We start from the raw sequence: 26,509 nt of genomic DNA, 5'->3' as shown, positions 1-26,509 counted from the left end.
CAGGTTGTTCCCGCTGGCGCGCCCGGGATGGCAGGCGCGCATGATCGAACGGTTCCCAAGATGACGACCACCAGCGACACCACCACCGAAGCGGCGCCGAGCAGCGCCCCCCTGTTCTACACCCGTCCGGTGCCGCTGCAGGCCGATGTGCATGCCGATCTGCGCATCCTGCCGGGCAAGCTCGAGTTTGCCGCCGGCAACAACGCCATTCCGCTGGTGCTGGGCGAGTTCTCGCTGGCCCTGCACCACTTCCCGATCCTGTTCGCTGGCCCGACCGCCGTGCCGATGGCCGCCGTTGGTGTTTCCGACCAGAACCTGTTCATCAAGGACGGCCTGTGGGAAGACGAGGCCTATATTCCGGCCTATCTGCGTCGCCACCCCTTCATCTTCATCGACACCGGTGCGGACAACGACTTCCTGCTGGGCATCGACGAAGAGAGCTCGCGCGTGGTCAAGGGCGGTGACGAAGGCCAGCCGCTGTTCGTGGACGGCAAGGCCACCGACATGGTGCAGCAGGCGCTGGAGTTCTGCGGCCAGTACACCCGCGAGCATGAACAGACCCAGGCCTTCTCCAAGGCCCTGATCGACAACGGCCTGCTGGTCGAGCGCAATGCCACCGTGCGTACCCCGGATGGCCGCGAGTTCAATCTCAACGGCTTCCTGGTGGTGGACGTGGAGAAGTTCGTGGCGCTGCCGGAAGCGACCGTGGTCGAGTGGCACCGCAGCGGCTGGTTGGCGCTGATCCATCAGCACCTGATGTCGCTGGGTCGCTTCAACGACCTGACCCGTCGCCAGGTCGAGCGCCTGGCGGCCTGATCAGGCTGATGGCGCGGCTTCCGCTCTGCGGGAGCCGTGCCACTGCTGCAATCCCTGCAGCAGCCGCCGCGCCTGGACCCAGTCGGGCGCGGCCTCATGCCCCATCTCCCACAGAGCGGCCGCCATGCCGGCCTGATCCATTGCCCGGCACATCTGCAGCGTGCCCTGCAGGCGGTGCGCATGGTGGCGTAGTGTCGCAGCATCGACGTCGTGCACGGCCTGTTCGATCCTGGCCAGCTCATAGGCAATGTCCGCAGCGTAATCCGGCTCGACGCCAGGGGCGTCATCGGGCGCAGTACGGTGCGCCGGGGGCGGAAGGCCCAGCGCCTGCAGCAAGCTCGCAACCTGCAATGGCTTGACCAGGATGGCGTCGAATCCGGCCCTTCGGCAGCGCGCCGCATGGCGGCGCCCCATGCGGGCGGACAGGGCAATCACTCGCAGGGGGGACTCTGCCTGCGCGCGCAGCTGCTGCGCCAGAGCGTAGCCATCCGAGTCGCGAAGCCCGATGTCCAGCATGACCGTGGCGCGCGGTCGTAGCGCGTGCTCGGCCAATGCGGTGTCGGCATCGGCAACCGCGCGTACATCCGCACCCAGCCGGCGCAGCTGCTCTGCGACGATGTGCCGGCTGAGTGCATGATCTTCGACCAGGAGCAGGTCGATGCCGGCCAGTGGTGTCTGCTGCAGCGGCTCGATGGGTGGCGGATCGCCGTGGACGGCGCGGACCGGCAATCGCAGGGTGAAGCGGCTGCCGCGCCCATGCACGCTGTGTACGGTCAGGTTGCCGCCCATGGCAACGGCCAGTTCGCGCGCGATCGTCAGGCCCAGCCCGGTGCCGCCACGTCTCTGGCCATCCTCGCTCTGCTGGAATGGCCGGAACAGAAGCGCCAGTTGAGCGGGCGCAATGCCGATGCCGCTGTCGATCACATCCAGCAACAGCTCCCGGGGAGACAGGGCGGGCGATAGTTGCAGGCGCATTTCGATACCACCGACGTCCGTGAATTTCAATGCATTGCCCAGCAGGTTGTCGACAATCTGGCGTAGTCCATCGGCATCCAGCGCGACCACCGGCGCTGGATCAGGCGTGCGATCGAGCTGGAGTGACAGGCCTCTCCGTAGTGCCTCCGGCCGGATGGCTTCCAGTGCACGGGCACAGAGTTGACCGACGTCACAGGGCACGGGATGCGGCCTGAAGCTGCCGCTGGCAAGGCGCGAGAACGCCAGTGAGCGATCGAGCAGCCTGCGCAGCGACTGGCCGGCAGCAAGCGCTGCCGCGAGCAGTTCGCGCTGCCCCCTGGGCAGGTGTGACTGGCTCAACAGGTCGATCGAAGCCAGAATCGTCTGCGCGGAATTGCGCACCTCATGGCTGATCATCCCCGCCGCGCGCCCCAGGCGGCGTTCCGTGCGGCCGATTCGCCAACGTAGCGCCTGCCAGAGCACGGGCAGGCCGATGAGTGCCGTGGCCAGACACAGCAGCCATCGCAGGAGCGGGAGGCGCATCTGGTCAAATGTGCTCTCGATGGATGCGGGCAGCATCTGCTGTGCCCACAACTCCAGCAGCCGTGCGTGCTCTTCGAGCGTGATGGCGCGCAGCGCCTGATCGATGCGCGCCAGCAGCTGCTGGTCCTCGCGGCGGACAAACAGGTGCAGATCGGTGGAAAAATCGCTGTCGAACGGGTGCAGTTGCAGGTTGCCCGCGAAGTGCTGCCGGATCATCGACTGCAGCGTTGCTTCCAGGCCGATGGCCGCATCGGCGATACCGCTCTCCACGGCGGCCAGCGCCGCATGGCGGTCGTGAAGGTGCAGCAGGTGGATCTGAGGATGGTGGGTCGCCAGCCAGTCGGCATAGGGGCCACCGTCAACGACGGCCAGCACCTGCGCCCTCACCCCGGTGACGTCACGGGGTGGGCGCTCGCCTTTACGCGAGGCCAGCACCGTCCTGCCGCCATGGAAAGCGCCCGATGCCATCAGGTCGGGACAAGGAAGCGGGCGATGCGAAGGATTGCCCATGACCAGCACCAGGTCAGCCTCGTGCCGGCAGACGGCAGCGACCGCCGCGCTCGTGCTGGTGTAGGTGAGATCGCGGAAGCGCAGGCCGGAATGCTGAGCGACAAGGTCGGCATAACCATGGGCGAGGGTAGGGGGCGTGCGTGAATCCTCCAGCGCTGCAGGTAGCGGGCGCAGTGATGGCGCGGTGGCAACCCGCACTTCGCGGCCGGCGGACCATTCCTGCAGTTGCGCATCCTCGGCGGAGGCTGCGGGCAGCAGGATCAGGGCCAGCAGCAAGGTGCACGAAGTGCGCAGACGGAGACGAGCGCGGCGCCTCATCGCACCCCCAGCTGCCGCCGCAGTGCATAGATCTCCACGTCATTGCGCAACCCGAGCTTGCGCAGGGCGGCGACCTTCTGGGTGCTGACCGTCTTGACGCTGCGGTGGCGGTGCAGCGCGATCTCGGAGACGGTCAGGCCTGCCAGAAGCAGGTCCAGCACTTCGCGTTCGTTGCGACTGAGTTCCTCGCGGTTGGCCGGGAACAGGCAATCGGCGGGCAGGCGGCACAGTCCCTGCGATATGCGCACGATGGCTTCAGACAGCATCTCCAGGGGCTCGGACTTGCTGACCACGCCGCTGATGCCGGCCGTCAGCAGGTGATCGATGCGGGTGGTTGGCGTCAGCGTGGCGAAGGCGAGCAGGGGAACATGAGGAAAGCACTCGCGCAGGAGAGAAACCAGTTCATCACTGCTGCGGTCGCCGGGCGCCAAGGTGAGATCGATGATGGCGACATCCACTGCCTGCCGGCGCAGGCTGCCAACGAGCTCATCGCTGCGGGTGTGGCTGGCGACGATGTCGAAGCGGATGTCGCGGGACAGGTGCAGGACGGTGCCGCGGCGGACGACTTCGTGATCGTCGAGGAGTGCCAGCCGCAGTCGGCGCGGTGCAGGGTATCCATTCATGCGCTGGGAGGTGATCGGCGCCCGAAGGGCGTGGCGATCATTCTGGCGCTGCTGTCGCGTCGAGCATCGAATTTGTTGGATTTTTGCGATTATTCCTAAGGGTCGATGTGCAAGATCCATCAATCCAGTGTTGCCGATTGATGCAGTGGATCGTCAGGCCACAGTCAGGCCCTTCAGGGCACGTCGCCCCCGCTGCGCAGGTCGCGGGCCATTTCGCTGGTCGCAGCCCATCCGAGATTGGCATACAGAGGCTTCCCTTGGGCGGTAGCGTGCAGCACCGCGTAGGCCACCCCTCGCCCGGCGAACGCGTGGTCGGCCAGCTTCATCAGCTGGCGGGCGATGCCGCGACGCCGGTAGCCGGGCTCCACGTAGACATTAAGTACGTAGCCGCGCGAGTCCTGCTCTGGATGGGCGGGGTGGGGCGGCCAGTCGATCAGCATCAGGCCGATGCCTGCGATGGGTTGTCCATTGTCGGAAAGGACATGGCCGAAGTAGTCGCCCGACATCAGGCGCGGCTCCAGCCATCTACGGAACGGGGCGGCCATCTGCTGCAGGACCTCTTCGCTCCGGCCGCTTTCACGGAACATCGCTTCACGGTGGGCACAGATGAGGTCGAGATCGCACGGAAGGATCTGCCGGACGACGAAGCCATTCCAGGAGGCTGTGATGGTATTGTCCGGAGTGCTGTCCATCGATCGTGTATCCGTTCAGACCCTGCTGGCTTGCCCAGCATCGCATCTGAAGGGCGCATGGTGAAAGCACCACGTTGCAATGATTGATGATCGATTGTTGCTCCAGGACGATCCACCGGGGACGAGGGTGCGGTGTCATCGCACCGACTGCGGTACCCGCCTCAGCGTGCGGGTGTCGTAACCCATCGCCGCAATCCGCTCGACTGCCTGCTGGTAGTCTCTGTCCGACACCTGCGGGGTGCGGGCCATATACCAGACGTAATCACGCTTGCTTCGCGCCACGATGGTCTGGCGGTAGCCTTCGTCGAGCCAGGCGATCACGTACTCAGCCTGGATCGGCCAGATGAACTGCATGCCCCAGATCGCGCCATTGCCTTCCTTCTCGACACGGCCGATGGGGTGCATCGACTTCTGTGGCGCATCAAAACTGCCCTTGCGATAGGTGAAGGTGGTCTGGATGCGCCCATCGGAGCGCAGGGCATAGCTCTCCACGGCGTCGAAGGCCTCGCGTTCAGGGCGCGATGGGATATGCGCGATCACGTACCAGTCACCCATGAAACGCGGCACATCCACCGCTGACGGACGCGGCAGTGGGCGCGTGTCGCTGGAGCTGCAGCCGGAACCGAACAGGCCGATCGCGATCAGGGGAAGCAGTGGAAACTTTCGCATGTCACACCTCAGCGGGGCCGGAACAGGTAGTGGGCCACCAGCCACTGCTGGCCGTCGTCGTAGCCGAACAGCTCGGCACACGCCATCCAGAACATCCGCCAGCGTTGCCACCAGATGCGCGCAGCCGCCGGCCCATAGGTCGCCGCCAGTATCGGCATCACCCGGTCGCGTGCCGCATCCTGATTGGCCAGCCAGTGCTCGGCGGTGCGCTGGTAGTGGGTGCCGTCCAGCAACCAGCGCTGATCCAGTCGCAGGTCGCGCTGGAAATGCAGAAGGGTATCGGCGGCCGGCATCAGTCCGCCGGTGAAGAAATGGCGGCCCATCCAGTTGTCGCCACCCTCGGTTTCGAACGGGTACATCAGCGTGCGATGGGCAAAGATATGCACGAACAACGCACCGTCTGGCTTCAGCCACTGCGCGATGCGCGCCAGCAGGCGCTCGTAGTTGCGCACGTGTTCGAACATCTCGACCGACACGCAGCGGTCGAAGCGTGCCGTGGGCAGCTCAAGCTGGTTGACATCGCGGGTGATCACCTCGACGTTGCGCAGCCCCCTGGCTTCACACTGCGCCATGATGTGCTGGCGTTGGCTGTGCGAATTCGAAACGGCGGTGATGCTGGCCTGCGGGTAGCGTTCTGCCATCCACAGGGTCAGTGAGCCCCAGCCGCATCCCAGTTCGAGAATCTGCTGGCCATCGGCCAGGCCTGCGCGCTGGCCGTACAGTTCCAGCATCGCGTCCTCCGCCTGGTCCAGCGTTTCGCGCCCGGTGGGGTAGTAGCAGCTGCTGTACTTCAGTCGCTTGCCCAGGCAGGCCTGGAAAAAGGCTGCTGGCACTTCATAGTGCTGTCGGTTGGCTGCGTCGGTGTGTAAGGCGAGTGGGCTGTCGGCCAGCTCGGCGATGCCCCGGCTGAAGCGCGCCGACTGGCCTTCGATGCCACCCTCGCTTTCCTCATGCAGGCGTCGCGCGCACAAGCGGCGGATGCCCGCACGCAGCGCCGCATCGGGGACCAGCCCGCGTTCGGCCCAGGCGATCAGCCCGGTTTCCGTGTCTTCGGCAGGATTCAGTGACGGGATCGCGTTCATGCGGAATGCTCCTTGGAAGGGCGGGGGAACCAGGGAAAGAACATCGGCGTGCTGCGCTGATAGGCCTGGTAGTCGTCGCCGCGGCTGCGCAGGGCCTGCTTCTCGGTGAACGGGATGCCGCTGAGATAGCGCAGGAACACATACATCAGCACGGGGCCGAGCCAGGCCAGCCACCACAGCGGGGAGCCGACGGCCAGCAGCACGTAGGTGAACCAGTGCAGCCACTCGAAGAAGTAGTTGGGGTGGCGGGAATACCGCCAGAGTCCATCACGGCAGGTGCGGCCCTTGTTCGCCGGGTTGCTGCGGAACCGGGCCAGCTGGCGGTCGGCCAGTGCCTCTCCGCCCACACTCAGCAGCCAGACGAGCGCGGCCGCCAGCACCCAGGGCGCCATGCCAGGGGTTTGATTGGCGGCGACCGCGACGAAGGGCAGGGCAAACAGCACCACCAGCAGTGCCTGTGCCATGAAGAACCCGAAGATCTTTCCCTGGTGTCCTTGCCAGTGCTCACGGAGGTAGCGATAGCGCCCGTCCTCTTCTTCGTGCCGGACCCGGTGCCACAGATGCAGGGCCAGGCGACCGCCCCACAGGCCACCGAGCACAGCCAGCGCCACCCGTGGCGTCACCGCACCCTCGCCCAGCAACGCCAGCAGCAGCGCGGCGGCGCCCACGCCCTTGGCCCAAAGTACGTCCACAACGCCGATGTTGTGGTGGCGGCGCTGCCAGGCCCAGCCCCAGCTCATCACCAGTACCGCGTACAGCAGCACCCAGAGCAGGTTGATCATGATGACGCTCCGACCAGAGGTGGTTGTGGCGTGGAACGCGGACCGCCACGGGCGGCGCGGCACAAGAGGGAAAGCGCAATGGCCCAGCCTGCGCCCAGCACCAGGACGCCATGCCACATCGGGCTGTTGAACTGCACCGCATCGAATCCACGCGCGGCCGACAGGTAGGCCAGTGGCGCCAGCAGCAGGCCGAACAGAGGCGGCAGGGCAGGGTGTCGCTGAAGGAAGCGCATCGAGGTGGTCAGGGTCATGGCGAATGCCGCCCACAAGGCCATGATCCAGAGCGGTGGCGCCCACCCCGGCGGGGCAGCGGCGTAGCGCACGGTGCCGCTGGCGGCCGCAGTGGCATCGACCAGCCAGGCGCAGGCCAGCGCAAGCACCAGCAGCCGCAGGTCCAGTCGCGGATGCGCCGACGCCAGCAGCTGGCTGCCGATGTAGAGCGACGCGGCCAGCAACGCAGGCCACTGCCAGCCGCGGCCCGCGCCGGCTACCGCGCACAGCCATACCAGCTGGTTGCCAAGCAGATTGGGCCAGAACCGGCGCATTTCAGTTGCCTTCACCCGGTGCGCCCGCGGGCCGATGGCCCGGGCGCGCCAACAACAGATGCGAGACGCCGATCGAACGCTCCAGGAAGCCGCCTTCGCAGTAGGCCAGGTAGAAATCCCACAGGCGGCAGAAGCGGGCATCGAACCCCTGCGCCTGCACGGCAGGCAGCTGCGCAAGGAAGCGTTGGCGCCAGGCGCGCAGGGTCAGCGCGTAGGAATGGCCGAAGTCCTGCTGGGCGATCAGCTGCAGGTCGCTGGAGCGCGTCTTGGCGGCCATGATCGCGTTGATCGATGGGATGAAGCTGCCCGGGAACACATAGCGCTTGATGTAGTCGACGCTGCGCCGGGCCTGCTCGTAGCGATGATCCTCGATGGTGATGGCCTGCAGCAGGGCAACACCATCAGGCTTCAGCAGTCGCTGCAGCGTGCCCATGTAGGTGTCCAGGTATTCCGCGCCGATGGCTTCGATCATCTCGATCGATACCAGCTTGTCGAACTGGCCCTGCAGGTCGCGGTAGTCCTGCATCAGCAGCGTGACATGGTCCTGCAGTCCTGCGTCCCGCACGCGCTCGGTGGCCAGCGCATGCTGCTCGGCAGAGATGGTGGTGGTGGTGACATGGCAGCCGTAGTGCCGCGCCGCGTGCTCCGCGAAGCCACCCCAGCCGGTACCGATTTCCACTACGCGATCGCCGGGCTTGAGTTGCAGCTGCTGACAGATGCGGTCCAGCTTGCGGCGCGAGGCGGACTCCAGCGATTCGGATTCGCTGGTGAACAGCGCCGACGAATACATCAGGTCAGGCGACAGGAACAGGGCGAAGAAATCGTTGCCCAGGTCGTAGTGGGCGGCGATGTTGCGCCGGCTGCCCTCACGGCTGTTGCGGTGCAGCCGGTTCCATCCGCGCAGCAGCCAGCCAGCCACACGGGCCGGGCCCTGCTCCATGCCGTCCAGCAGCTCGCGGTTGCGTACCAGCAGTTGTATCAGGGCGACCAGATCATCGCAGTGCCACTCGCCCTGGATATAGCTTTCACCTGCGCCCACACTGCCTTGGGCAGCAACCTTGCGATAGAACGCGGGGTCATTGATGGTGACAGTGACATGCAGTTCGCCACGGGCGTCGCCCAGCCAGACTTCGCCGAGTGCATCGCGCACGCATAGGCGGCCGTCGCGCAGGGGGGCAAGCTGCGCCAGCAGGCGGCGGCGCAGGAGGGCGTCCAGCGCACCGGGGCGCGGCAGGGCCACCGAAGGTGTCATCGAGTTCATCGCGGTTTCCCGGCAAGGGTGGGGTGGTCGTGTACGGGGTTGCGCTTCAGCCATAGCCGCAGTGCGTGCCAGTGGATGGCGGCCACCACCTGGGTGGTCATCAGGGGATAGCAGGCCAGAACCCGGGCCAGTCCGCAGCCATCCAGGGCACGTCGCTGCATGGCCTGGGTGGCATCGAACTGGCGCACGCCGTCGCGCCAGACCTGCATGTGCACGCGCAGGTCCTGGTCCGGGCGGTTGAACCGCCAGTCGTAGCGGCAGTCCATTGGCATGAACGGCGAGACATGGAAGCACTTGTCGAACTGCCAACGCAGTGAACTGCCTTCGTGCGTGGCGGTAGCGACCGGCAGCACATAGGTGTGTCGTTCCTTCCAGGGCGTGTTGGTGATCTCGGCGACGATGCAGTCCAGCGTGCGGCCGTCGGCCTGGTAGCAGTAGTAGAAGCTGACCGGGTTGAAGACATGCCCGGCGAAGCGGAGATGGGTGAGCAGGCGCACCGGGCCGGTCGGCCGGTAGCCGAGCGTGCCTGCAGCGTGGTCGCGCACCGCGTCGGCCAGTGGCCGGGCGGGGTCGCCGAAGTAGTCGCTGCGGCGGAATTCGGCCAGATTGCGGCGATTGACCGACCACAACCAACGCCCGGCGAACACCGTATCGAGTTCATCCAGATCGAGCAGCAGCTGCGCGATCGGGTAACGGAATGCATGCGGATGCGGATGATGCCGGCGATGCATCACCTGCCCGAAATAGAGCGCACTGGCGCTCATGCCGCCACCTCGCCCGGAGCCTGTGCCCGCTGGTGTGGCGCGCAGGCCTGCAGGGCGTCGACCACGCGTCGGGCACTGCGGATACCATCCTCGTGGAAGCCCCAACCCCAATAGGCGCCTGCAAACCAGGTGTGGCGACGGCCCTGCAGTTCCGCCCAGCGCTGCTGTGCCCGCACTGCGGCGTGGTCGTGTACGGGATGCGCGTAATGCAGGGTTCGCAGCACCTTGGCCGGATCGATCGCCTCGCTGCGGTTAAGCGTCACTACCAGGGGGGTGTCGCCGGGCAGGCCCTGAAGCAGATTCATGCAGTAGCTGACCGTGCAGGGCGCGGCGCGATCCTGCGGCACGTGCGCGTTCCACGCTGCCCAGGCCTTGCGATTGCGCGGCAGCAACGAGGCATCGGTATGCAGCACCGCCTCGTTGGACTGATAGCGGATGGCGCCCAGCACCTCACGTTCGCCAGCGTCCGCATCGGCCAGCAGGGCCAGCGCCTGGTCGCTGTGGCAGGCCAGGATCACTTCGTCGAAGGCCTCCACGCCGGCGCTGCTGTGCACGCGTGCACCCCAGGGCATGCGTTCGACCCTGCTGACCGGGCATTGCAGCCGCTCATGCACACGCCAGCGGCGACGCAGCGCATCCACGTAGCGCGTCGATCCCCCGCTGACCACCCGCCAGCTTGGCCGCCCGGTCATCTGCAGCATCTGGTGATTGGCCATGAACTGGGCCAGGTAGCGCGCCGGGAACGCCTGCACGGTAGCCGTCGGCGAGGACCACAGCGCCGAGGCCATCGGCAGCAGGTGCTCATCGATGAACGCCTCGCCATAGCGCTGGCTGCGCAGGTACTCGCCCAGCGTGGGGCCGTCTTCTTCGGCCAGCAGCAACGGCGCGTCACGATAGAAGCGGCGAAGGTCGGCCAGCATGCCCCAGAAACGCGGCGATACCAGGTTGCGGCGCTGGCAGAACAGCCCATCCAGAGAGGTGGCGTTGTACTCCACGCCGCTGCGCTCACTGTGCATGGAGAAGCTCATCGTGGTCGGTTGCGAGGCCACGCCCAACTCGTCGAACAGCGCCGTCAGCAAGGGATAGTGCTGGGGGTTGAAGACGATGAAACCGGTATCCACCGCCATGCCTCTGCCCGCCACCTGCACGTCGTGGGTATGGGTGTGCCCGCCGAGGTAATCGTTGGCCTCGAACAGCGTGACGTCGTGCTGGCCATCCAGCCACCAGGCACTGGCCAGCCCCGCGATACCCGAGCCGATGACCGCGATGCGCATCTCAGTACCTCGCCTTGGCCAGAACCCACTCGGGGATGGGCTTGAGCCCTTTGACCAGGCCCAACATCGACATCGCGCGCAGTCCGTACCAGGTCAGGTCCACTTCCCACCAGCGGAAGCCCTGGCGCACAGTGCCGGGAAAGAAATGATGGTTGTTGTGCCAGCCCTCACCGAAGGTGAGCAGCGCCAGCCACAGGTTGTTGCGGCTGTCGTCCCGGGTCTCGAAGCGGCGGCGGCCAAAGCGGTGCGCCAGCGAATTGATGGTGACGGTGGCATGGAACAGCACGATGGTGGAAATGAAGAAGCCCCACACCAGCAGCTGCGGGCCATTGGTCTGCAGATCGGGCGCCCAGCGTTCCAGTCCAGCACCCAGCGCGTACAGCCCTGCGGCCAGCAGTACCGGCACTGCCGTATCGAAGCGGTCGAGCCAGCGCAGTTCGGGGAAGCGCGCCAGGTCAGGTACCCGCGACAGATCCGTGGCGAAGGCTTCGCGGGTCAGGAACCAGCCCATGTGGCTGCGCCAGAAGCCGCCTTCGCGCGGCGAGTGCGGATCCAATGGCTGGTCGGCGTGACGATGGTGGTGGCGATGATGGGCAGCCCACCACAGCGGACCGCGCTGCACGCTGGAAGCGCCGATGACAGCGAACACGAACTGCACCGTTCGCGACGCGTGGAAGGTGCGGTGCGAGAAGTAGCGGTGATAGAACGCGGTGATGGCGAACATGCGCACCGCATAAAGCGCCATGGCCACGGCGACCGCCGTCCACGACACGCCTACCCAGACCACCGCGATGCAGGCCAGGTGCATCAGTGCAAAGGGTACCGCGCGCATCCAGTCGATGCGTCCTGGCTGTTCGCCGGTGCTCTCTGTGGCATTGCTGGTATCGACCCACCGCTGCAACGTACGCAGCAGGCGCCAGCGTCGACGGGGAAGGGGCGCTACAGAGGCCATGGCGGATCTCGGCGGGTGTCGTGTCTTGCTTTACGCAGCAGGGCGCGCAATGGATGCGCCACTTCGAACTAAATTTCGCTTCACCTGGGCGTCACGGTGCAACGCTCGACCAGGGGCTGCGCCCACGCCTGTTGCCAGTCACCTGCCGGTCGCTCGGCAGCTGGCGAGCTGAAGCGCACCGTCACCTGCGGGTAGCTGCCGCGGGCATCGCGCAGGTTGCTGGTGCCGCGGAATTCCAGCAGGCGGCGGTCGGCGCTGGCATAGACCAGCGACAGGCGCGGCACGATGCCGCCGTACCAGGTGTCCAGACTGACCTCGATCGCCTGGGCGTCGATGCCTTGCCAGCGAATGGAGCCCGACCGCCGCACCTGCACCGGGAAGTAGCGCTGCCGCCCTGGCACCAGGAACGGCAGGCTGACGCGTTCGCCGCGCAGCAGCGCCGGCCAGTGCAGGCGGACCGCGGCATCAAACCCCGCATCGATCACCGCATCCGGCGGCAGTTCAAGCTGGCGCCGACGCAGCTCACTGGCGGCATCCTCCTTCCATGCAATCGACACTGAGTCGCCAGTGGCGTCTACCTCGGCGGTCTGGCCGCTGCGGCGGTCCTCCAGCGAATAGCCCCGTGCCTGCGGCCGGGCGCTGGCGGGCAGATGCTTGCGGGCGAAGGGTTGACCACCCGGGCACTGGTACAGCACCCAGCGCTCGGCGCCCTCCGTTGCCTCGCGCCGCCAGTGCACTTCACGGTAGAGGACGCCGCCCTGCGCGGAGGTGGCCACGCCCTCGCTTCGCAGCCAGGGTGCCGCCAGCGCGGCGTGAGGCAGGCACAGCAGCAGCCAGGCAGTGCGCATTGGTCGTGATCCGGAAGGGAGGGCTCAGGGCGTACGGCAGCGGCGGCCGGTTGGATGCACAGCGCCGGCTGCATCCAGTTGCTGCCCCTGCGCGTACAGAGGACAGACCTTCACCCGCCCGCCGCGAACCCAGATGTACCCTGACGCCGCCAGCACACTCCTCAACTTCGATAGCGCACGCACCGTGTCCAGTTCCCAGCAGCCGAGCAGCGAGCCGACGAACTGGGCCGGTGACATGGACGGCGTGGCGCGGCTGCGCGACCGCGACTGTTTCATGCGGATCTACGACTACTTCATGCCGCGATTGTGCGTGTACCTGCGCGGCCTGGGTGCACCGGATGCGGTTGCCGAGGAACTGGCGCAGGAATGCCTGCTGCGCCTGTGGCTGCGAGCGGCCGACTACGATGCGGCCCAGGGCGCGCTGAGTACGTGGCTGTACCGGATTGCGCGGAACCTGCATATCGATCGCATCCGTCGCGAGCGAAGCTGGATGCAGGTGCAGTCAGCGGTGGAGGATGCTGCCACACTTGACGTGATCGAGCGCAGCAGCGCCGAGCAGTTCGCAGACCAGGCACGGCTGCGCCAGCGCATCAACGAGTTGCCCGCGGTGCAGGCGCGGCTGGTGCGGATGTCCTATTTCGAGGCCAAGAGCCACAGCGAGATCTCAGAGGCGCTGGGCATGCCGCTGGGGACGGTCAAATCACACCTGCGCCGCGCGTTTCTGCAACTGCAGGCCAAAGTGGGAGGTGCGTCGTGAACCCGCATCACCACCTGCACGAATCCACCCTGATGAGCTATGCCGCCGGCGCGCTGCCGGCGCCATTGAGCATCGTGGCCGGTGCTCATCTGGAGCAGTGCCCGCATTGCCGTCACCGCCTGCGCGACGCAGAGGCGATCGGCTCGGTGCTGCTGGAGCAGACCCAGCCACCCGCAGCCGACACGCGACGCGAACAGCTGCGTGAGGCGATGCTGATGCAACTGGCCGCGGAAGCGCCGATGGCCATGGCTGGGGTCGCACGCCCCGTGCCGAAGGAGCGGCCCGAGGCCGATCCGGACCATCTTCCTGCTTCGCTTCACCCGTATTTCGGTGCGTCGCTCAGTGGCCTGCGCTGGCGCTGGATGGCGCCGGGTGTGCACTGCATCCGTGCAGAGCAGATGCCTTCGCTGATCATGCTGAAGATCGCCCCTGGCAAATGCCTGCCGATGCACAGCCACGGCCGCAGCGAGCTGACCCAGATCCTGCGGGGCTCGTACAACGATGCGCTGGGGCTGTTCGCGCCCGGCGACGTGGCGGATCTGGATGAAGACGTGGAGCATCAGCCGGTGACTGCGCCCGGGGTTCCCTGCATCTGCGTGTCCGCCTTGGATGCGCCGTTGGTGTTCAGTGGCTGGCTGGCGCGGAAGATCCAGCGTTTCGTGAAACTCTAGCGGGGGCGACGATGGCCGGGACGGGCGCATTACGGATTCTGTTGACCGGTGCCGCAGGCCTGGTCGGGCAGGGTGTGGCGTTGGCTTGCCAACGCTCACCACATGTGTCCGGCCTGACAGCGCTGGTCCGCCACCCGGGAAGTCTGAGCGGTGCCGGCAGCGAACTGATCGTTCCGGACTTCCTGCGTATCCAGGGGCGGTTGGAAGAACTGGCCGGGTTCGATGCCTGCCTCTATTGCGCCGGCGCACCACCGGTCGGCACCACTGAGGCCGAATACCGGCGCGTGACCTTGGACACGACATTGGCGGTGGCCCGTGCATGGGCGGCTGCGAATCCCGAAGGGTATTTTTTGTATGTATCCGGTGCCGGTGCGGACCCTCGGAGCCGGCTGATGCCGTTGAGGATCAAGGGCGAGACCGAGGTCGCACTGCAGGCCCTGCCGGTGCGTACCGTGATGCTGCGCCCGGGCGGCGTGCGGCCGGTATCGGGAACCGGCACGCGCCACGCGGTGCTCAAGCCCTTGTACTGGGGTGGCGCGCCGTTGATGAAACTGGCTGGCGCACTCGTCCCTTCACTGGTCACCAGCAATCTGGCGGTGGGCCAGGCGATGATCTCACTGGCCGGAAGAGAGCATCCGCCTGCGACGGTGGAGTGCGCGGACATCAACCGGATCGCGGCAGGCATGCGTGATCCGGCCGCGTGAGCTCAGTGTGCGGCAGCGTCCAGCGCGGTGCGTACCGCCTGCGCAAGGTCACTGCGGGTAAACGGCTTCGGCAGCAGCGCTGGGAACCGCCCCTGACTGCCCACCGCTTCGTGGTCGCGTGGATAGCCCGATGTGAAAAGCACGGCAATTTCTGGCCAGCGCTCGCGGACCTCGCGGACCAGCTCCCAGCCCGACATGCCGGGCATCACCACGTCGGAGAACAGCAGGTCGACCCTGGTGTCCGGCCGCTCCAGCAACCGCAGTGCGGATGGTCCGTCATGCGCTTCCAGTACGCGGTAGCCCAGCAGGCGCAGTGAATCAACCGTGTGCGCGCGCACATCGTCGTTGTCCTCGGCCACCAGGACGGTTTCCTCGCGCGGCGCGTAACCGGCCAGGCCAGCCTGCGGCGCACGTGCTTCGCAGGGCAGGGCCAGCGGTGAGCGCGGGAACATCATGGTGATACTGGTGCCGCCGCCTTCCACCGAATCGATCAGCACGTGGCCGCCGGACTGCTTGACGAAGCCATGCACCATCGACAGACCAAGCCCGGTGCCGCGGCCGACCTGCTTGGTAGTGAAGAACGGTTCGAACACGCGCGCCAGGGTAGCCGCGTCCATGCCGTGGCCGTTGTCGCGCACCCGCAGCATCACGTACTCGCCCGGCGTTGCATCCGGGAACAAGGCGGCGTAATCGTGGTCGAGGTGGCTGTTGTCGACCTCGATCACCAGCCGGCCGCCATGTGGCATCGCATCGCGGGCATTGACCGCCAGGTTCAGTACGGAGGCCTCCAGCTGGCTGACGTCGATCTCCACGCACCAGATGTCCTGCGCGCTGCGGATCTCCAGCTGCACCAGCTCACCCAGCGCACGCTGCAGCATGTCGTGCATGTCCAGCAGGCGCTCGTTGAGGTTGGCGGCCTGGCTGTGCAGCGGCTGGCGTCGGGCAAAGGCCAGCAGGCGCTGGGTCAGGCTGGCGGCACGGCCCACGCCCTTCAGCGCATTGTCCAGCGCACGGCTGACCGTCGCTCCGGCTTCGCCCGCGCGCTCGTTCAGCAGCATGGCGTGCTCGATGTTGCCGGAGATGACCGTCAGGATGTTGTTGAAATCATGCGCGATGCCGCCGGTGAGCTGGCCGACCGCCTCGATCTTCTGTGACTGGCGCAGCGCATGTTCAGCCTGCAGCCGCGCGGTGGTTTCCACCGCCTCGGAAACCACGGCTGTGACCACGCCTTCGGTATCCAGCAGCGGACGGAACGAGAAATCGAAGCTGCGCCGGCCGGTCGGGAGCTCCAGCTCCAGTGCATGCAACGAACTGCGGCCCTGTACGGCTGCGGCGACGGCCCGGTCGATCAGCGCGCCGATGCCATCGGTTGTGCCGAACCAGCTCGATTCGCCAAAGCGCTGGCCAATGACGTCCCCCTTGTCTGCCAGCACCGCGGCCAGTGACGCGTCATTGGCATCAACCACGCGTCCGGACAGATCCAGCAGCACCTGATGCTGGAAGCTGGATTCGAAGATCGCCTGCAGGCGCCGCTTGCTGGCCCTCAGTTCGGTGGTGCGCGCCTGCACCTGTCGTTCGAGTACCTGGTTGTCCTCGCGCAGCGCCAGTTCGGCCTTCTTCAACAGTGAAACATCGCTGCCCATGCAGATGTAGCCGACCACGCTGCCATCGGCGGCTTGCTCAGGCACGCAGTCCATCTGCACGAACCGTGATTCGCCGCTGCGGTGGATCAGTTCGACCTGGAAGCTGGTGCGTTCGCCCCGCAATACCCGCTCCAGGCTGGGCAGGGCGTGCTCGAAGGCAGAAGTCCCGCTGACATCCCGTGCCGCGCGACCCAACAGTTCTGCAAGGCTGAATCCGTGCCAGTCCAGGAACGCCTTGTTGGCAAACCGGTAGCGATGGTCCTTGTCCAACTGGGCGATCAGCGCCGGGACGGCATCGGTTACCTGCTGCAGCTGGGCCTGGCTTTCGTTCAGCGCGGCCTGCGCATTGGCCAGCTGGGTACGCTCGTGCGCCTCCTGGCGGGCGCGGCGGATCGCATCGGGCAAGCGTTGCAGGCGTTGCTTCACCACGTAGTCGCGCGCACCGCGCGTGAGTGCCTGTACCGCCAGTTCCTCGGTCAGCGTGCCGGAAACAAAGATGAAAGGCGTCTGCGGCACGCGTTCGCGTGCCAGGGCAAGTGCTGCGTCACCATCGAAGCCTGGCAGGACATGATCGGCGAGGATCACGTCGAACGCACGGTTGTCGATGGCCTCGATGAACGCATTGCGGGTCCACAGGCGCTCGGCCTCGAAGTCGAGGCCGGCGCGCTGCAACTGTGCGCTGATCAGCTCCGCATCAAGCGCGCTGTCCTCCAGCATGAGGATGCGCAGGCGCTCGCTGCGGCGCGATCCATCACGCATTGTGCTGCCCCGAGCCGTTGGGCCGATGCGGCGGCGGCTGGTTGGTGATGCCCCAGAACATGCCCAGCCCCTGGATGGCGTCGAAGAACTCCTTGAAGTCGACCGGCTTGACCACGAATGCGTTGACGCCCAGTTCGTAACTGCGAACCAGGTCCTGCTCTTCACGCGAAGAGGTCAGCATCACCACCGGCGTGCTGCTCAGATCCGGGTCGCTACGCACCTGTTCCAGCACCTCCAGGCCGTTGACCTTGGGCAGCTTCAGGTCCAGCAGCACCACCACCGGGCCGCCGTGCATGGCGCCGGCAAACTTGCCTTCGCAGCGCAGGTAGTCCAGCGCTTCGGCGCCGTCGCGTACATGGATGACATCGTTCAGCAACTGGCAGCGCGACAATGCGGCCAGAGTCAGCTCTGCATCCTTGGGGCTGTCCTCAACCAGGAGGATCGGCCGCAGGTCCCTCATGGGTGATCTCCTGTGGAACGGGGTAGGGTGAAGTGAATGGTGGCGCCCTTGCCGGGCTCGCCCTCGGCCCAGGTACGGCCGCCATGGCGGCTGATGATGCGGCGTACATTGGCCAGGCCGATGCCCGTGCCTTCGAACTCTTCGACGTGATGCAGGCGTTGGAACACGCCGAACAGCTTGTCCACGTAGCGCATGTCGAAGCCGCAGCCGTTGTCGCGCACGAAGAAGTGGTCTTCGTCGTCGCTGCGTTCGTGACCGACCTCGATAACAGCCTGGTCGCGCTCGCGGGTGAACTTGATCGCGTTGGCCAGCAGGTTCTGCCAGACCAGGCGCAGCATCGTCGGATCGGCTTCGACCTCCGGCAGCGGTGCGAGCGTCCACTGCACGTCGCGGCCGGCGTAGTCCAGGGCCAGGCTCCGGCGCACATCCTCGGCCAGCGCGGTCATGTCCATCCGCACACGCCCCAGCGTGGAGCGCCCCATCTGCGAGAAGCTGAGCAGGTCATCCACCAGTGTTCCGGCGGACTTGGCCGATTCCACGATCGTGTCCAGGAAGCGGCGCTCGGTATCGTTCAGGCGCTCGCCCGCCGAGCTGCCCAGCAGTTCGGAATAACCGACAATGTGACGGAACGGAGCGCGCAGGTCGTGGCTGACCGAGTAGGAGAAGGCTTCCAGTTCCTTGTTGCTGCGGAGCAGCTGCTCATTCAGTTCGGCCATTTCCTCGGCCTTGCGCAACACGATATCGACGATGGCCGTGCGCATCTCGTGTGCCGCGTCGCAGTCAGCGTCGCTCCACGGCAGGCTGCGCTGCTGCACGGTCTCCTTCCAGGCCTCGAACGAGTTGCGCGGAGACAGCGCCACGCCCGGCGCTGCTTCCTTGCGGGGATCGCCACCCCAGCGCACGGTGCGCACCACTTCCGGCCGGAACCACATCAGGTAACTGTCATGCAACTGCGAAATGGACACCGCCAGCACGCCGCTGGCGACGTCGGCCAGGTGCGCGGCAGGTGACCAGTCGGCTGCCAGGTGATCGGTGCAGTAGGTTTCCTGGCCGGCCTGCTGCGTGGCCAGCCAATTCGCCAGGGCCAGCACGTCGCTGGCAGAAGGGCACTGGCCGACACGCAGGCAATCGCCCTTGTGCACGATCACCGCGCCGGCCGCGCCAGTCAGCGACAGCAGGCTGGCCTCGTCGTCGCGCAGTGCGGCCATGAAGTCCTCATCACCGGCCATGCGTGCCAGCAGCTTGACCAGCACAGAACGCCGGGCCACGCGCTCTTCGATCGCACGCGCACGCTCCTTCAACGCAATCTGCAGCGACAGGATCTGGCCCATGAACTCGCAGGCAGTACGCACGTGGTACGGCAGGCGGCGCGGCTGCACGGTGTGACAGGACACCAGGCCCCACAGCCGGCCTTCATGCACCAACGATACCGACATCGACGCACCAGTTCCCATGTTGCGCATGTAGTGCAGGTGTACGGGCGAGACGCTGCGCAGCACGGCCAGGCTCAGGTCGGTGGGCGGCGCGTCGCGATGGTCCTCGGCCCGCATCAGCGGGGCAGGGGTGTAGTTGTTGTCCGCAATCAGGCGGACCCGGTTGCGCCGATATAGTTCGCGGGCCTGCGCGGGAATGTCCGACTCAGGGAAGCGCAGGTCCAGGTAGGACGGCAACAGGCCGTTGCCATCCTCAGCCACCACGATGCCGTTCCAGCCGGCATCGAACTGATAGACCAGGGTGCGGTCAAAGCCGGTGAGCCGCCGCATGTGCGCGGCCGCAAGCCTGCACAGGTCTTCCACGGTCGCCGCCGATTCAATGCCGGTCATCAGCTCGCGGATGGCCGGATACAGTTCTTCCAGTGAGCCCGGTTGGCCGGGAACCGGTGCTTCCAGTTCGACCAGCAGATCGTTGGCGGAACGGTGCACCAGCAACTGATGCCGGCCGTGGCCATCCAGATGCACGGCACCGACATGGGCACTGCTGCCGATCACGGCCTGCTGGAACAGGCCCTGGAACGGCGCCAGCACGCCGCCAAACACCTCGCTGACATGCTGCGTCAACGGTTCGCCGAACTGCTGCAGCAGGCCGGGATGGCTGATGGCGCGCTCGCGCACCTGCAGAGACTGCGGTTCAACGACCAGAAGCACACCGTAGGGCTGGATCGCGCCGGGGGTGTGGATCGGTTCGCGCGCGCAACTGGACAAGGCAGTGTCGTGCGCGGACTCAGCAGAAGGCATCAAGGGCGGGACTCATCATTTGTGGATGGCTGGAAAGGCCCAGTGGTACATCCGGTACCCCTCAATGGTGAAGCAAAATCATGCATTCGCCTACCAGTGTATGCGTGTGAAGCGTGCTTCTGTCCAAGCTGAATTCTTCATGTGGGGACGAGGTCGAGCACTTGCAGTTTTCGCGAAGAATACATCTCCGCTGCACATCAGCTCGACAGGTCATTGCCTAGAGTGGATCCACTTCCCTGAGCGACCGCCCCGTGAACCTGCAGCCCGCGCCCCTGTCCCCGTACCGCATGCTGGCTGACAGCTGCCAGTTTGAACTGCTGGATGTGGATGCGCTGCAGGACCCGGCCAGTGGCCGGCTGCTGCACCTGTATTCGCTGGTTGCCCGCTGCCTGTCCTGCGAGACGATCTTCAAGGCCGAAGAAGGGCAGGGCCTGGTCAGCCATACTGCGGCACGGGTGGTGCGGTGCCCCACCGGCTGCGGCCAGCAGGCATTCAAGCCGGCCCTGCTGCGGACCTGGCGCCCGCAGGCCATTGCCCAGGCATGAGCGGCAGGCGACCTTGTCACAGCAGTCCGGGATTGGCTCGCCATACCGCAAAGTTGAGCGCCGAGGCGAACGAAATCCAGGCCAGGTAAGGAAGCAGCAGCACCCCCGCAATCGGGCGGGTGCGCGCGAACGTGACGATCGTCGCGCACACCAGCACAATCAATAGAAGAATGTCGGCGAAGGCAAGCGCGCCCAGCCTCCAGCCGAAGAAGAGCCAGCTCCACAGTGCGTTGACGGCCAGCTGCACCAGATAGAGCACCAGCGCGGGTCGTGCCCCACGCCAGCCACGTTCGCGCCAGGCCAGCCACGCGGCAATCGCCATCATGGCGTAAAGCAGCGTCCACACCGGGCCAAAGACGCTGGCCGGTGGTGCCCACCCGGGGAGGGCAAGGGTGGCGTAGAAGGTGGCCGCCGATGTGGATGCCCACGCGCCCAGGGCGGCCGCCGCGAAGGTGATCGTCACCCATCCCAGAAGACCGGAAATCTGTGAACTCCGCTTCATACCGTACAGCTCCCTGATGCGCATGCTCCCGTATACGCACAGAGGCCGCGAATGGATGCAGGCTGCGGGCCTTCTCAGTCTGAAGAGCCGGCGGTGCTCGTGCCTTGGCTTGCTGGCAGCAGGGAAGGCTGTTGATCAAACCACTCACATGCCTTGGACAGATGCCATTGGCGCCGGTCACCGTCCAGCTCGATGCCCGCACCCAGCAGTCCCCAGCGCAGGTAGAGATCGCCGCGTTTGCGCTGTTCCAGAAGATCCAGCCGCGCGCGTACCGACAGGCGATCATTCTCGGCCTGCAGTCCATCGATGATCAGATGGCCCGGGCGCCAGCGCAGCGTCGCCCGTGCCTGCACCTGGCCGGAATCCAACAGCGACAGGGTCCAGCGCGGGTAGTCGGTACGCTCTGCGAACAGTGCAAGCAACGGCCGGGCATCGCTGAGATCCAGATCCGTGGTGGCATCGACCTGGAAGGGCGACTGCGCGTCGATGCGGCCACGCTTGAAGGCCACGCGACCTTTCCATGCGCTTGCCCGCTCTGCGCCCGCCACCTGCACATTGCGAAGTTCGACGGTGGTGCCGGACAGATCGAAATGACGCTGATTGAAGTCACCGCGGCGCAGTGTTGCCTTCACGTCGATGTCGCCGCCCATGTCCAGCCCTGCCACCTTGGCACTGGCATTGCGCCCCAGCAGCCGGGCAGTGCCATGGCCGACTCGTCCATCGGTGTCGAGCGTGGCATCGCCGCTCAGGCTGCCGGTGCCACGGAGCAGCCGCACCTGTGGCGAGCCGAGGTAACGGTTGTAGGCGGCCAGGTCGGGAATGGTTGCCTGGCTGAATCGAAGGTGCGCGCGGACACCCTTGCGCAGCTCCTGCAGGCGACCGTCGCCGCTCAGGTCCAGGGCCAGATCACGGCCGTCGAACAGGCGCACATCCTTGGCATCGGTTGGCCGTGCAGTGAATCGTGGCAGCCGGACAGCCAGCTGTGCCTGGCTGGGGCTGCCGGCCTTCAGTTCGCCATGGGCGCTGGCCGTGCCGGCCAGGCGTACGCCGGCGACTTCGGCCACGGCTTCGGCGGCCGGAATGTCCACGGTGCTGCCTTCGATCAGTTCGCCGTTGCGCACGCGCAGGTCCGCCTTCAGCGTGCCGCCGCCGTCCAGCTGCAGCCACGGCTTGCGAACGAACAGGGCAGGGATCCAGTTGAGCGAAGTGAACGTCCATTCGCCGCGCACGGTACCAGAGCTGCGTTCCAGCAGCTGGGCGGGCTGCTGGAAGGGGATGTCCCGGCCACGGAAGCGCAGATCCGCATCCACTTCACTGCCTGAGCCGGGCTTGGGCGGCAGGCGGGCCTGCAGGCGCAGGTCGTTGGACACATTGAGCTGCAGGGCCAGCACGCCGCGATTGGGGGCACCATCACCCAGGTAGAGCGGCACCTGCCAGATGGCGCGGTCCCCGGGCTGCAGCTGGCCGTCAATCAGGTGCAGCGCCAGCTGCAGGCGTCCGGGCACGGGCGCGCTGGAGATCTTCGGCGTTGTGGCATCCGTGTCCATGCGCAGGCCCTGGCTGCGGGCGTCGACATCGAGCTGGGCATGCAGCAACTTCAACTTGGCCAGACCGGGCGCCTGGTCCCGATAGTGGCGCGGATAGCTGAAGCGCGCGGTGAGATCCATGTCGCCCAACAGCTGCACGCCGTCAAAACTGGTGTCCGCATCGCTGAACGCCACCTCGGATTCGAAGAGCTCCGACGGCCCGCCGCGCAGCTGCTTGAGGAAGCCCACCGTACCCCGGCCCTTGCCAATGATCAGCAACTTGCCAAAGCGTGCGCTGCGGATGCTGTCGCTGTGGATGGCATCGAAACGGAGCGTCCAGCCGCGGTCGCTGCGCGGCGGTGGCGGGATGGCTTCTTCGACGCGGCTGATTTCGGCGGAAACCCCCGTCGCCTGCAAGCGCGGAACCCGTACCTCGCGCTGGAACAGGGGCAGCACCGCCAACCGGGCGCTGGCGCGCTCGGCATGCAGCACGTAGACCGTGTGGTTCACGTGGCCGCGCATGTGCACGTTCCAGGCGATGACATGGCCGGGCAGCAGCGTGATGGCCGGGCCGGTGGTCATCACGAACTTGTGCGGCTTGCGGTTGGTGACCTGATCGAACAGCGGGGTATTGAGGAAGATGTTGCCGGCCAGCAGGTACAGCAGGTAGATGCCCAGCAGGACGTACGCGGGAACGCGCCACCGTCGAAGCCGGTGCGGGATGTGCACGGAAACAGGAGACATCTACTGCTCTGAGGGCCGGAATTTCCACAACTATTGCGAAGCCGATGGCGGTGGCGCGTGAAGCAGCTACGGGGCAGGCGCTGGATTCTGGTAGTGTCCGGCCTGGTCACGACCACAGATCTGCAGGAGACGCATGGAGATCCGGCCCGCCCGTGCAGGCGATTTCGACGCGATGTGGGGCATGTTCAAGACGGCCATTGCGGCGCAGGATGCGCTGCCCTTTGCTGGCTCTTTCGCTGTCGAGACGTTTCGCACGCATTGGTTCCAGGCCCAGGCACCTCATGTAGCTGTGCTGGAGGGCCGGGTTGTGGGCATGTACAAGATGGGCCCGAATTTCCCTGACCTTGGGGCGCATGTGGCCAGCGCCACGTATGTGGTGGATGCACCGGCACAAGGGCAAGGTGTGGGCCGGGCCCTGGTGGAACACAGCCTGGAGCGGGCGAGGGCGGAAGGATTCCTGGCCATGCAGTTCAATTACGTGGTCAGTACCAATGCCCCGGCCGTGGCGCTGTACCGGAAGCTGGGGTTCGATGTGGTGGGAACGCTACCGAAGGCGTTCCGGCATGGGACGCTGGGCTTGGTGGATGTCTTTGTGATGCACAGGTTCCTGTGATGCGATGCATTGGTCGCACGTGGTCGGCGATATCCAGCCGAGGCTGGCCGCACAATTCCTGAGGATGTCCCTTGAATCCATTGGTACAGTTTTTGCTGAGTCTGCTGGCGGGCGCGTTCCTCTTTCTGTTGGCTGCGGGGCACGACTACTGGAAGCGCCTGCGTTGGCTCTTCGGATGGGATCCCAATCTGGGCCATGAATCTGCAGACAAGCTCATTTCCATCGCCAACAGGACGGTGCTGGTGACGGCCGCCTTGCTGTTGGTCTGGGCGGTGACAGGCCCATCCCCGTACCGGAGGAACTGGGAGATGGAGGTTTGGGGTTTGGCGGCCGGCACGTTGATTGCGTATGTGGCGCTCATCCTCAGCGCATCGACGCGGGCCCGCGCCTAGATGGCATGGAGCTCGCCGGCATGGAACGAGCCGAATAGCGTGACGCGTCACGACCAGTGAGTGGCTACGGCTGGGGTGCCAGAACGCGCTCCTGAGGCCTCGGTCGTTGGTGCCGAATCGGCGAAAGCGCTCTTGCCAGGCTGGCGTGCAGCCACGGCAAGATCAGCGGCAAACTACGCCCGCAAAGCCGTCTTTACCGGCCACTGTCAGATCCGCAAGATCCTTTGCCATTCCTGCAGAGGTTGGGGGAAGCCCAAAGGGCGGTTGGCGGTGATCGAATCACTGACAATCAGGCCGGCGCCTGTGGATCAGGGGCGTGACTGGTGAAGCCTGGCTCGGACAATGGCGCAATGAACATAATATACATTATGCGAAATTATGGATTACCCGAATGTGGGCCTTTATGGGCTCCGCTTGGCACTTGCCTCCCTCCTGGCTCCCCCGACAAGGATGAGCTTGCAGCATGATCGAGATCGATCCGCATCACCGAACTGACCTAACCGGCCCTTGGCCGGTCTCGTCTTCCAAGCTGGGCACATGTTCACCCCTTAAGGTCACCAGCTGGAGCCCTGCGATATGGCCTGGTGGTCTCTGACCTGCAACATTGCGCGGGAATGGCGGCTGATGATGGCCGAGGCTCGCACAGGCTTGGCGGCACGATCGGCTCCGGCCTCTACGGGATCCGCCTCGGCGAAATCCAGCGTGATCTACCTTGCCGAAGTCCTCAGAATTCGCCGAGAACGGCGATTGGGCGTCGGTGATCTAAACCTCCATGTGGTCTACATGATCCGTGGGCCGAGGCCTCGCCAGCGCGCGTGAAGCGCTTCCGTAGGGGCTGGGCCGGATCGATACTTAACGCCAGTCTTAGTGACGCATTTGCTCAGTTGTTGAGTCTGTCAAGACGCGCTGTATGCCAGCACCAGAATGCCTGCTGAGATCCACATCTTCATTCCTTCTTGCCGCCCCGCTCCATGAGTCGCTGCTCCTTATCAATTACAAGTTTCACCAATTCCTGAAGGTAGCGGAAAAGACCACTCTCGTCTGAGTTCAGGCGACTCTTTCCGCGATGAACAATCTTTGACCGGATACGATATATGTCGCGAAAAGCACTAACTATGTTTGATCGTCCCTCTGGCGAGGTCGCGATAAGGTAGGCACATCGATTGGCGATAAGGGTGCCCAAGCTGACATTTGCATCAGCATCCTCATCTCCGAGCAGAATTTCCAAGGCCACCGTCGCCTGCACGTAGCTGAGCAGCTTGTCACGGCCGCAGTAGCTGTCGAAAAGCCAGCGCGCAGAAAGCTTGATGTTCTTGCTCTCCTTTGATCGAAGAATCAGGCTGACGCGATCCAATTTTTCAAGGACGGCGCTGGACTCTCGACCAAGATCCCATGCTAGGCCGAGGCATTGGATGCCCTTCTGTTGATGATCTTCCAGAGCGAAGAAGCCTGATCCTGGTACATCTTCGCGAGACTGTCGATACACGATCAACTGAGTAGATTGGGGCGCCTCACCAAGGGTGCCCCCGGCACCGGCCGAGAAGAGCCCAAGGGCAATGCCTAGGCCAAGAAAAGCGAACATGTCATCGCGTGCGGAAAGAATGGGCTCAGTCGCGGATATCCTGAAATAGCCTTCGACCTTAACGACAAGGTATGCGGCGTCTTTATCCCAGAGCGATGTTTGACGTGTCCCGGAGAACGCGCCTAACAGTGTTGAGCTTGTCAGCGCTGAGAGGGAAAGTTGGTTGGTTGGTTTGGGGTACGGATCTTCGAGATCCGCCCCAAGGACCAGTCGATGGCGATCGGAAAGCGCGAGCCCCCCGCGATGGGCCACCAAGATTTGGTAAAGGCCATCGGGCAGGCGAAGGCAAACCTCATAGCTCCAAGGCAGTGAGCAAAACTGCCTAACAAGCTCCGTTGCTACTTGCCTCGTGTCTTCGGTTCCCTCAAAGGCAGAAAGCGGCATCTCACGTGCATTGACGTCAAAGGTGGTCCCTCTGAAAAGCCGTTGGATTTCGCCAGAAATGAATGTGGAAAATGGCTGGTCGCCGATGTATAGGCGCAACTCTTCCGCCAAAGCACCTTTGCTTGGCAGGCTTCGGTCAATGCTGCCGAGGCCTGGCATTGATGAAGTCATGACGGCGACGTTACCAAAGACCGTTGCTTGGTCCAGCTCCGTAGTCAAGCGATCAACAAGTCGCGCCGTTAGGCGCGGATCAATGGCAATTGGCATGATCCCCCGCACGGCCCCCCCAAGGTCGCCGGATTTTACCCCTCTCGCTAGGACTTCCGCCATCTACTGGCGTTAGAGCGAGAAACTTGGCGG

Annotated in this window: 25 protein-coding genes; 7 read left to right on the top strand and 18 right to left on the bottom strand. The window is 65.3% G+C overall.

Annotated features, from left to right (window positions below):
- Window positions 1-60 precede the first annotated feature (60 nt).
- The gene (locus ACTJJM_RS01980) at window positions 61-816 is read left to right on the top strand and encodes a SapC family protein (RefSeq protein WP_010485810.1); all 756 of its coding nucleotides are present in this window, start codon (window positions 61-63) and stop codon (window positions 814-816) included.
- Here the strand turns inward: ACTJJM_RS01980 and ACTJJM_RS01975 are convergent, their stop codons facing one another.
- From ACTJJM_RS01975 to ACTJJM_RS01920, 12 genes are all read right to left on the bottom strand, one after another.
- Window positions 817-3,141, bottom strand: a complete 2,325-nt coding sequence (locus tag ACTJJM_RS01975; RefSeq protein ID WP_440865100.1) for an ATP-binding protein — start codon at window positions 3,139-3,141, stop codon at window positions 817-819.
- Entirely contained in the window at window positions 3,138-3,884 is a 747-nt protein-coding gene (locus ACTJJM_RS01970; protein ID WP_329765799.1) for a response regulator transcription factor, read from the bottom strand. The genes ACTJJM_RS01975 and ACTJJM_RS01970 overlap by 4 nt, the downstream gene beginning before the upstream one ends.
- A gap of 53 nt (window positions 3,885-3,937) precedes the next feature.
- Window positions 3,938-4,456 (bottom strand): GNAT family N-acetyltransferase, encoded by a 519-nt coding sequence (locus ACTJJM_RS01965; RefSeq protein ID WP_241874803.1) that lies wholly within the window; start codon window positions 4,454-4,456, stop codon window positions 3,938-3,940.
- A 135-nt stretch (window positions 4,457-4,591) separates the two neighbouring features.
- Complete coding sequence (locus ACTJJM_RS01960; protein WP_053442995.1) at window positions 4,592-5,125, bottom strand: lipocalin family protein; 534 nt, start codon at window positions 5,123-5,125, stop codon at window positions 4,592-4,594.
- An 8-nt stretch (window positions 5,126-5,133) separates the two neighbouring features.
- Complete coding sequence (locus ACTJJM_RS01955) at window positions 5,134-6,207, bottom strand: SAM-dependent methyltransferase (RefSeq protein ID WP_010485800.1); 1,074 nt, start codon at window positions 6,205-6,207, stop codon at window positions 5,134-5,136.
- Window positions 6,204-6,989 carry a DUF1295 domain-containing protein gene (locus tag ACTJJM_RS01950; protein WP_049455045.1) on the bottom strand — a complete coding sequence of 262 codons (786 nt, stop codon included), beginning with the start codon at window positions 6,987-6,989 and terminating at the stop codon, window positions 6,204-6,206. The genes ACTJJM_RS01955 and ACTJJM_RS01950 overlap by 4 nt, the downstream gene beginning before the upstream one ends.
- A complete protein-coding gene (locus ACTJJM_RS01945) occupies window positions 6,986-7,534 on the bottom strand; it encodes a DUF2878 domain-containing protein (RefSeq protein WP_043395683.1) in 549 nt (182 codons plus the stop codon). The genes ACTJJM_RS01950 and ACTJJM_RS01945 overlap by 4 nt, the downstream gene beginning before the upstream one ends.
- Window position 7,535: 1 nt before the next feature.
- Complete coding sequence (locus tag ACTJJM_RS01940; protein WP_440865099.1) at window positions 7,536-8,795, bottom strand: class I SAM-dependent methyltransferase; 1,260 nt, start codon at window positions 8,793-8,795, stop codon at window positions 7,536-7,538.
- A complete protein-coding gene (locus tag ACTJJM_RS01935) occupies window positions 8,792-9,559 on the bottom strand; it encodes a DUF1365 domain-containing protein (RefSeq protein ID WP_440865098.1) in 768 nt (255 codons plus the stop codon). Before ACTJJM_RS01935 ends, ACTJJM_RS01940 begins: the two co-directional genes overlap by 4 nt.
- Window positions 9,556-10,833 carry an NAD(P)/FAD-dependent oxidoreductase gene (locus tag ACTJJM_RS01930; RefSeq protein WP_440865097.1) on the bottom strand — a complete coding sequence of 426 codons (1,278 nt, stop codon included), beginning with the start codon at window positions 10,831-10,833 and terminating at the stop codon, window positions 9,556-9,558. The genes ACTJJM_RS01935 and ACTJJM_RS01930 overlap by 4 nt, the downstream gene beginning before the upstream one ends.
- A 1-nt stretch (window position 10,834) precedes the next feature.
- Window positions 10,835-11,785: an acyl-CoA desaturase gene (locus ACTJJM_RS01925; RefSeq protein WP_440865096.1), complete on the bottom strand. Its 951-nt coding sequence runs from the start codon at window positions 11,783-11,785 to the stop codon at window positions 10,835-10,837.
- Between the two features lie 80 nt (window positions 11,786-11,865).
- On the bottom strand, window positions 11,866-12,633 hold the full coding sequence (locus ACTJJM_RS01920; protein ID WP_171954275.1) for a hypothetical protein: 768 nt from the start codon (window positions 12,631-12,633) through the stop codon (window positions 11,866-11,868).
- A gap of 133 nt (window positions 12,634-12,766) precedes the next feature.
- On the opposite strand from ACTJJM_RS01920, the gene ACTJJM_RS01915 reads away from it, so the two are divergent.
- Genes ACTJJM_RS01915 through ACTJJM_RS01905 form a run of 3 tightly spaced genes read left to right on the top strand, consistent with a single transcriptional unit; the run spans window position 12,767 to window position 14,765 of the window.
- Window positions 12,767-13,390: a sigma-70 family RNA polymerase sigma factor gene (locus tag ACTJJM_RS01915; protein ID WP_019337472.1), complete on the top strand. Its 624-nt coding sequence runs from the start codon at window positions 12,767-12,769 to the stop codon at window positions 13,388-13,390.
- Window positions 13,387-14,061: a ChrR family anti-sigma-E factor gene (locus ACTJJM_RS01910; RefSeq protein WP_019337473.1), complete on the top strand. Its 675-nt coding sequence runs from the start codon at window positions 13,387-13,389 to the stop codon at window positions 14,059-14,061. Before ACTJJM_RS01915 ends, ACTJJM_RS01910 begins: the two co-directional genes overlap by 4 nt.
- Window positions 14,062-14,072: 11 nt before the next feature.
- Window positions 14,073-14,765, top strand: coding sequence for an oxidoreductase (locus ACTJJM_RS01905; RefSeq protein ID WP_049409816.1), 693 nt, complete (start codon window positions 14,073-14,075; stop codon window positions 14,763-14,765).
- Between the two features lie 2 nt (window positions 14,766-14,767).
- On the opposite strand, the gene ACTJJM_RS01900 is transcribed toward ACTJJM_RS01905, so the two are convergent.
- From ACTJJM_RS01900 to ACTJJM_RS01890, 3 genes are read right to left on the bottom strand one after another with little or no spacing between them, the layout of a single operon-like run.
- Window positions 14,768-17,167 (bottom strand): hybrid sensor histidine kinase/response regulator, encoded by a 2,400-nt coding sequence (locus tag ACTJJM_RS01900; protein ID WP_010485780.1) that lies wholly within the window; start codon window positions 17,165-17,167, stop codon window positions 14,768-14,770.
- Complete coding sequence (locus ACTJJM_RS01895) at window positions 17,160-17,627, bottom strand: response regulator (protein WP_010485778.1); 468 nt, start codon at window positions 17,625-17,627, stop codon at window positions 17,160-17,162. Before ACTJJM_RS01895 ends, ACTJJM_RS01900 begins: the two co-directional genes overlap by 8 nt.
- Window positions 17,624-19,861, bottom strand: coding sequence for an ATP-binding protein (locus ACTJJM_RS01890; RefSeq protein WP_057502821.1), 2,238 nt, complete (start codon window positions 19,859-19,861; stop codon window positions 17,624-17,626). Before ACTJJM_RS01890 ends, ACTJJM_RS01895 begins: the two co-directional genes overlap by 4 nt.
- A gap of 251 nt (window positions 19,862-20,112) precedes the next feature.
- On the opposite strand from ACTJJM_RS01890, the gene ACTJJM_RS01885 reads away from it, so the two are divergent.
- A complete protein-coding gene (locus ACTJJM_RS01885) occupies window positions 20,113-20,406 on the top strand; it encodes a hypothetical protein (protein ID WP_049409812.1) in 294 nt (97 codons plus the stop codon).
- Between the two features lie 16 nt (window positions 20,407-20,422).
- On the opposite strand, the gene ACTJJM_RS01880 is transcribed toward ACTJJM_RS01885, so the two are convergent.
- Together ACTJJM_RS01880 and ACTJJM_RS01875 are read right to left on the bottom strand one after the other, a co-directional pair.
- Window positions 20,423-20,908 carry a TspO/MBR family protein gene (locus ACTJJM_RS01880; protein ID WP_057502820.1) on the bottom strand — a complete coding sequence of 162 codons (486 nt, stop codon included), beginning with the start codon at window positions 20,906-20,908 and terminating at the stop codon, window positions 20,423-20,425.
- 74 nt (window positions 20,909-20,982) lie between these two features.
- Complete coding sequence (locus ACTJJM_RS01875) at window positions 20,983-23,178, bottom strand: hypothetical protein (protein WP_440865095.1); 2,196 nt, start codon at window positions 23,176-23,178, stop codon at window positions 20,983-20,985.
- A 133-nt stretch (window positions 23,179-23,311) separates the two neighbouring features.
- On the opposite strand from ACTJJM_RS01875, the gene ACTJJM_RS01870 reads away from it, so the two are divergent.
- Entirely contained in the window at window positions 23,312-23,791 is a 480-nt protein-coding gene (locus ACTJJM_RS01870; protein ID WP_329772056.1) for a GNAT family N-acetyltransferase, read from the top strand.
- Between the two features lie 71 nt (window positions 23,792-23,862).
- On the top strand, window positions 23,863-24,183 hold the full coding sequence (locus tag ACTJJM_RS01865) for a hypothetical protein (RefSeq protein ID WP_440865094.1): 321 nt from the start codon (window positions 23,863-23,865) through the stop codon (window positions 24,181-24,183).
- A gap of 946 nt (window positions 24,184-25,129) precedes the next feature.
- On the opposite strand, the gene ACTJJM_RS01860 is transcribed toward ACTJJM_RS01865, so the two are convergent.
- Window positions 25,130-26,416, bottom strand: coding sequence for a HEPN domain-containing protein (locus ACTJJM_RS01860; RefSeq protein ID WP_159054962.1), 1,287 nt, complete (start codon window positions 26,414-26,416; stop codon window positions 25,130-25,132).
- Between the last annotated feature and the right edge of the window lie 93 nt (window positions 26,417-26,509).

Source organism: Stenotrophomonas sp. 22692 (assembly GCF_052045015.1).
Taxonomy (GTDB): domain Bacteria; phylum Pseudomonadota; class Gammaproteobacteria; order Xanthomonadales; family Xanthomonadaceae; genus Stenotrophomonas; species Stenotrophomonas geniculata.
The sequence above is the reverse complement of the archived record's forward strand: the minus strand, read 5'-3'. Positions and strand labels throughout refer to the sequence as shown.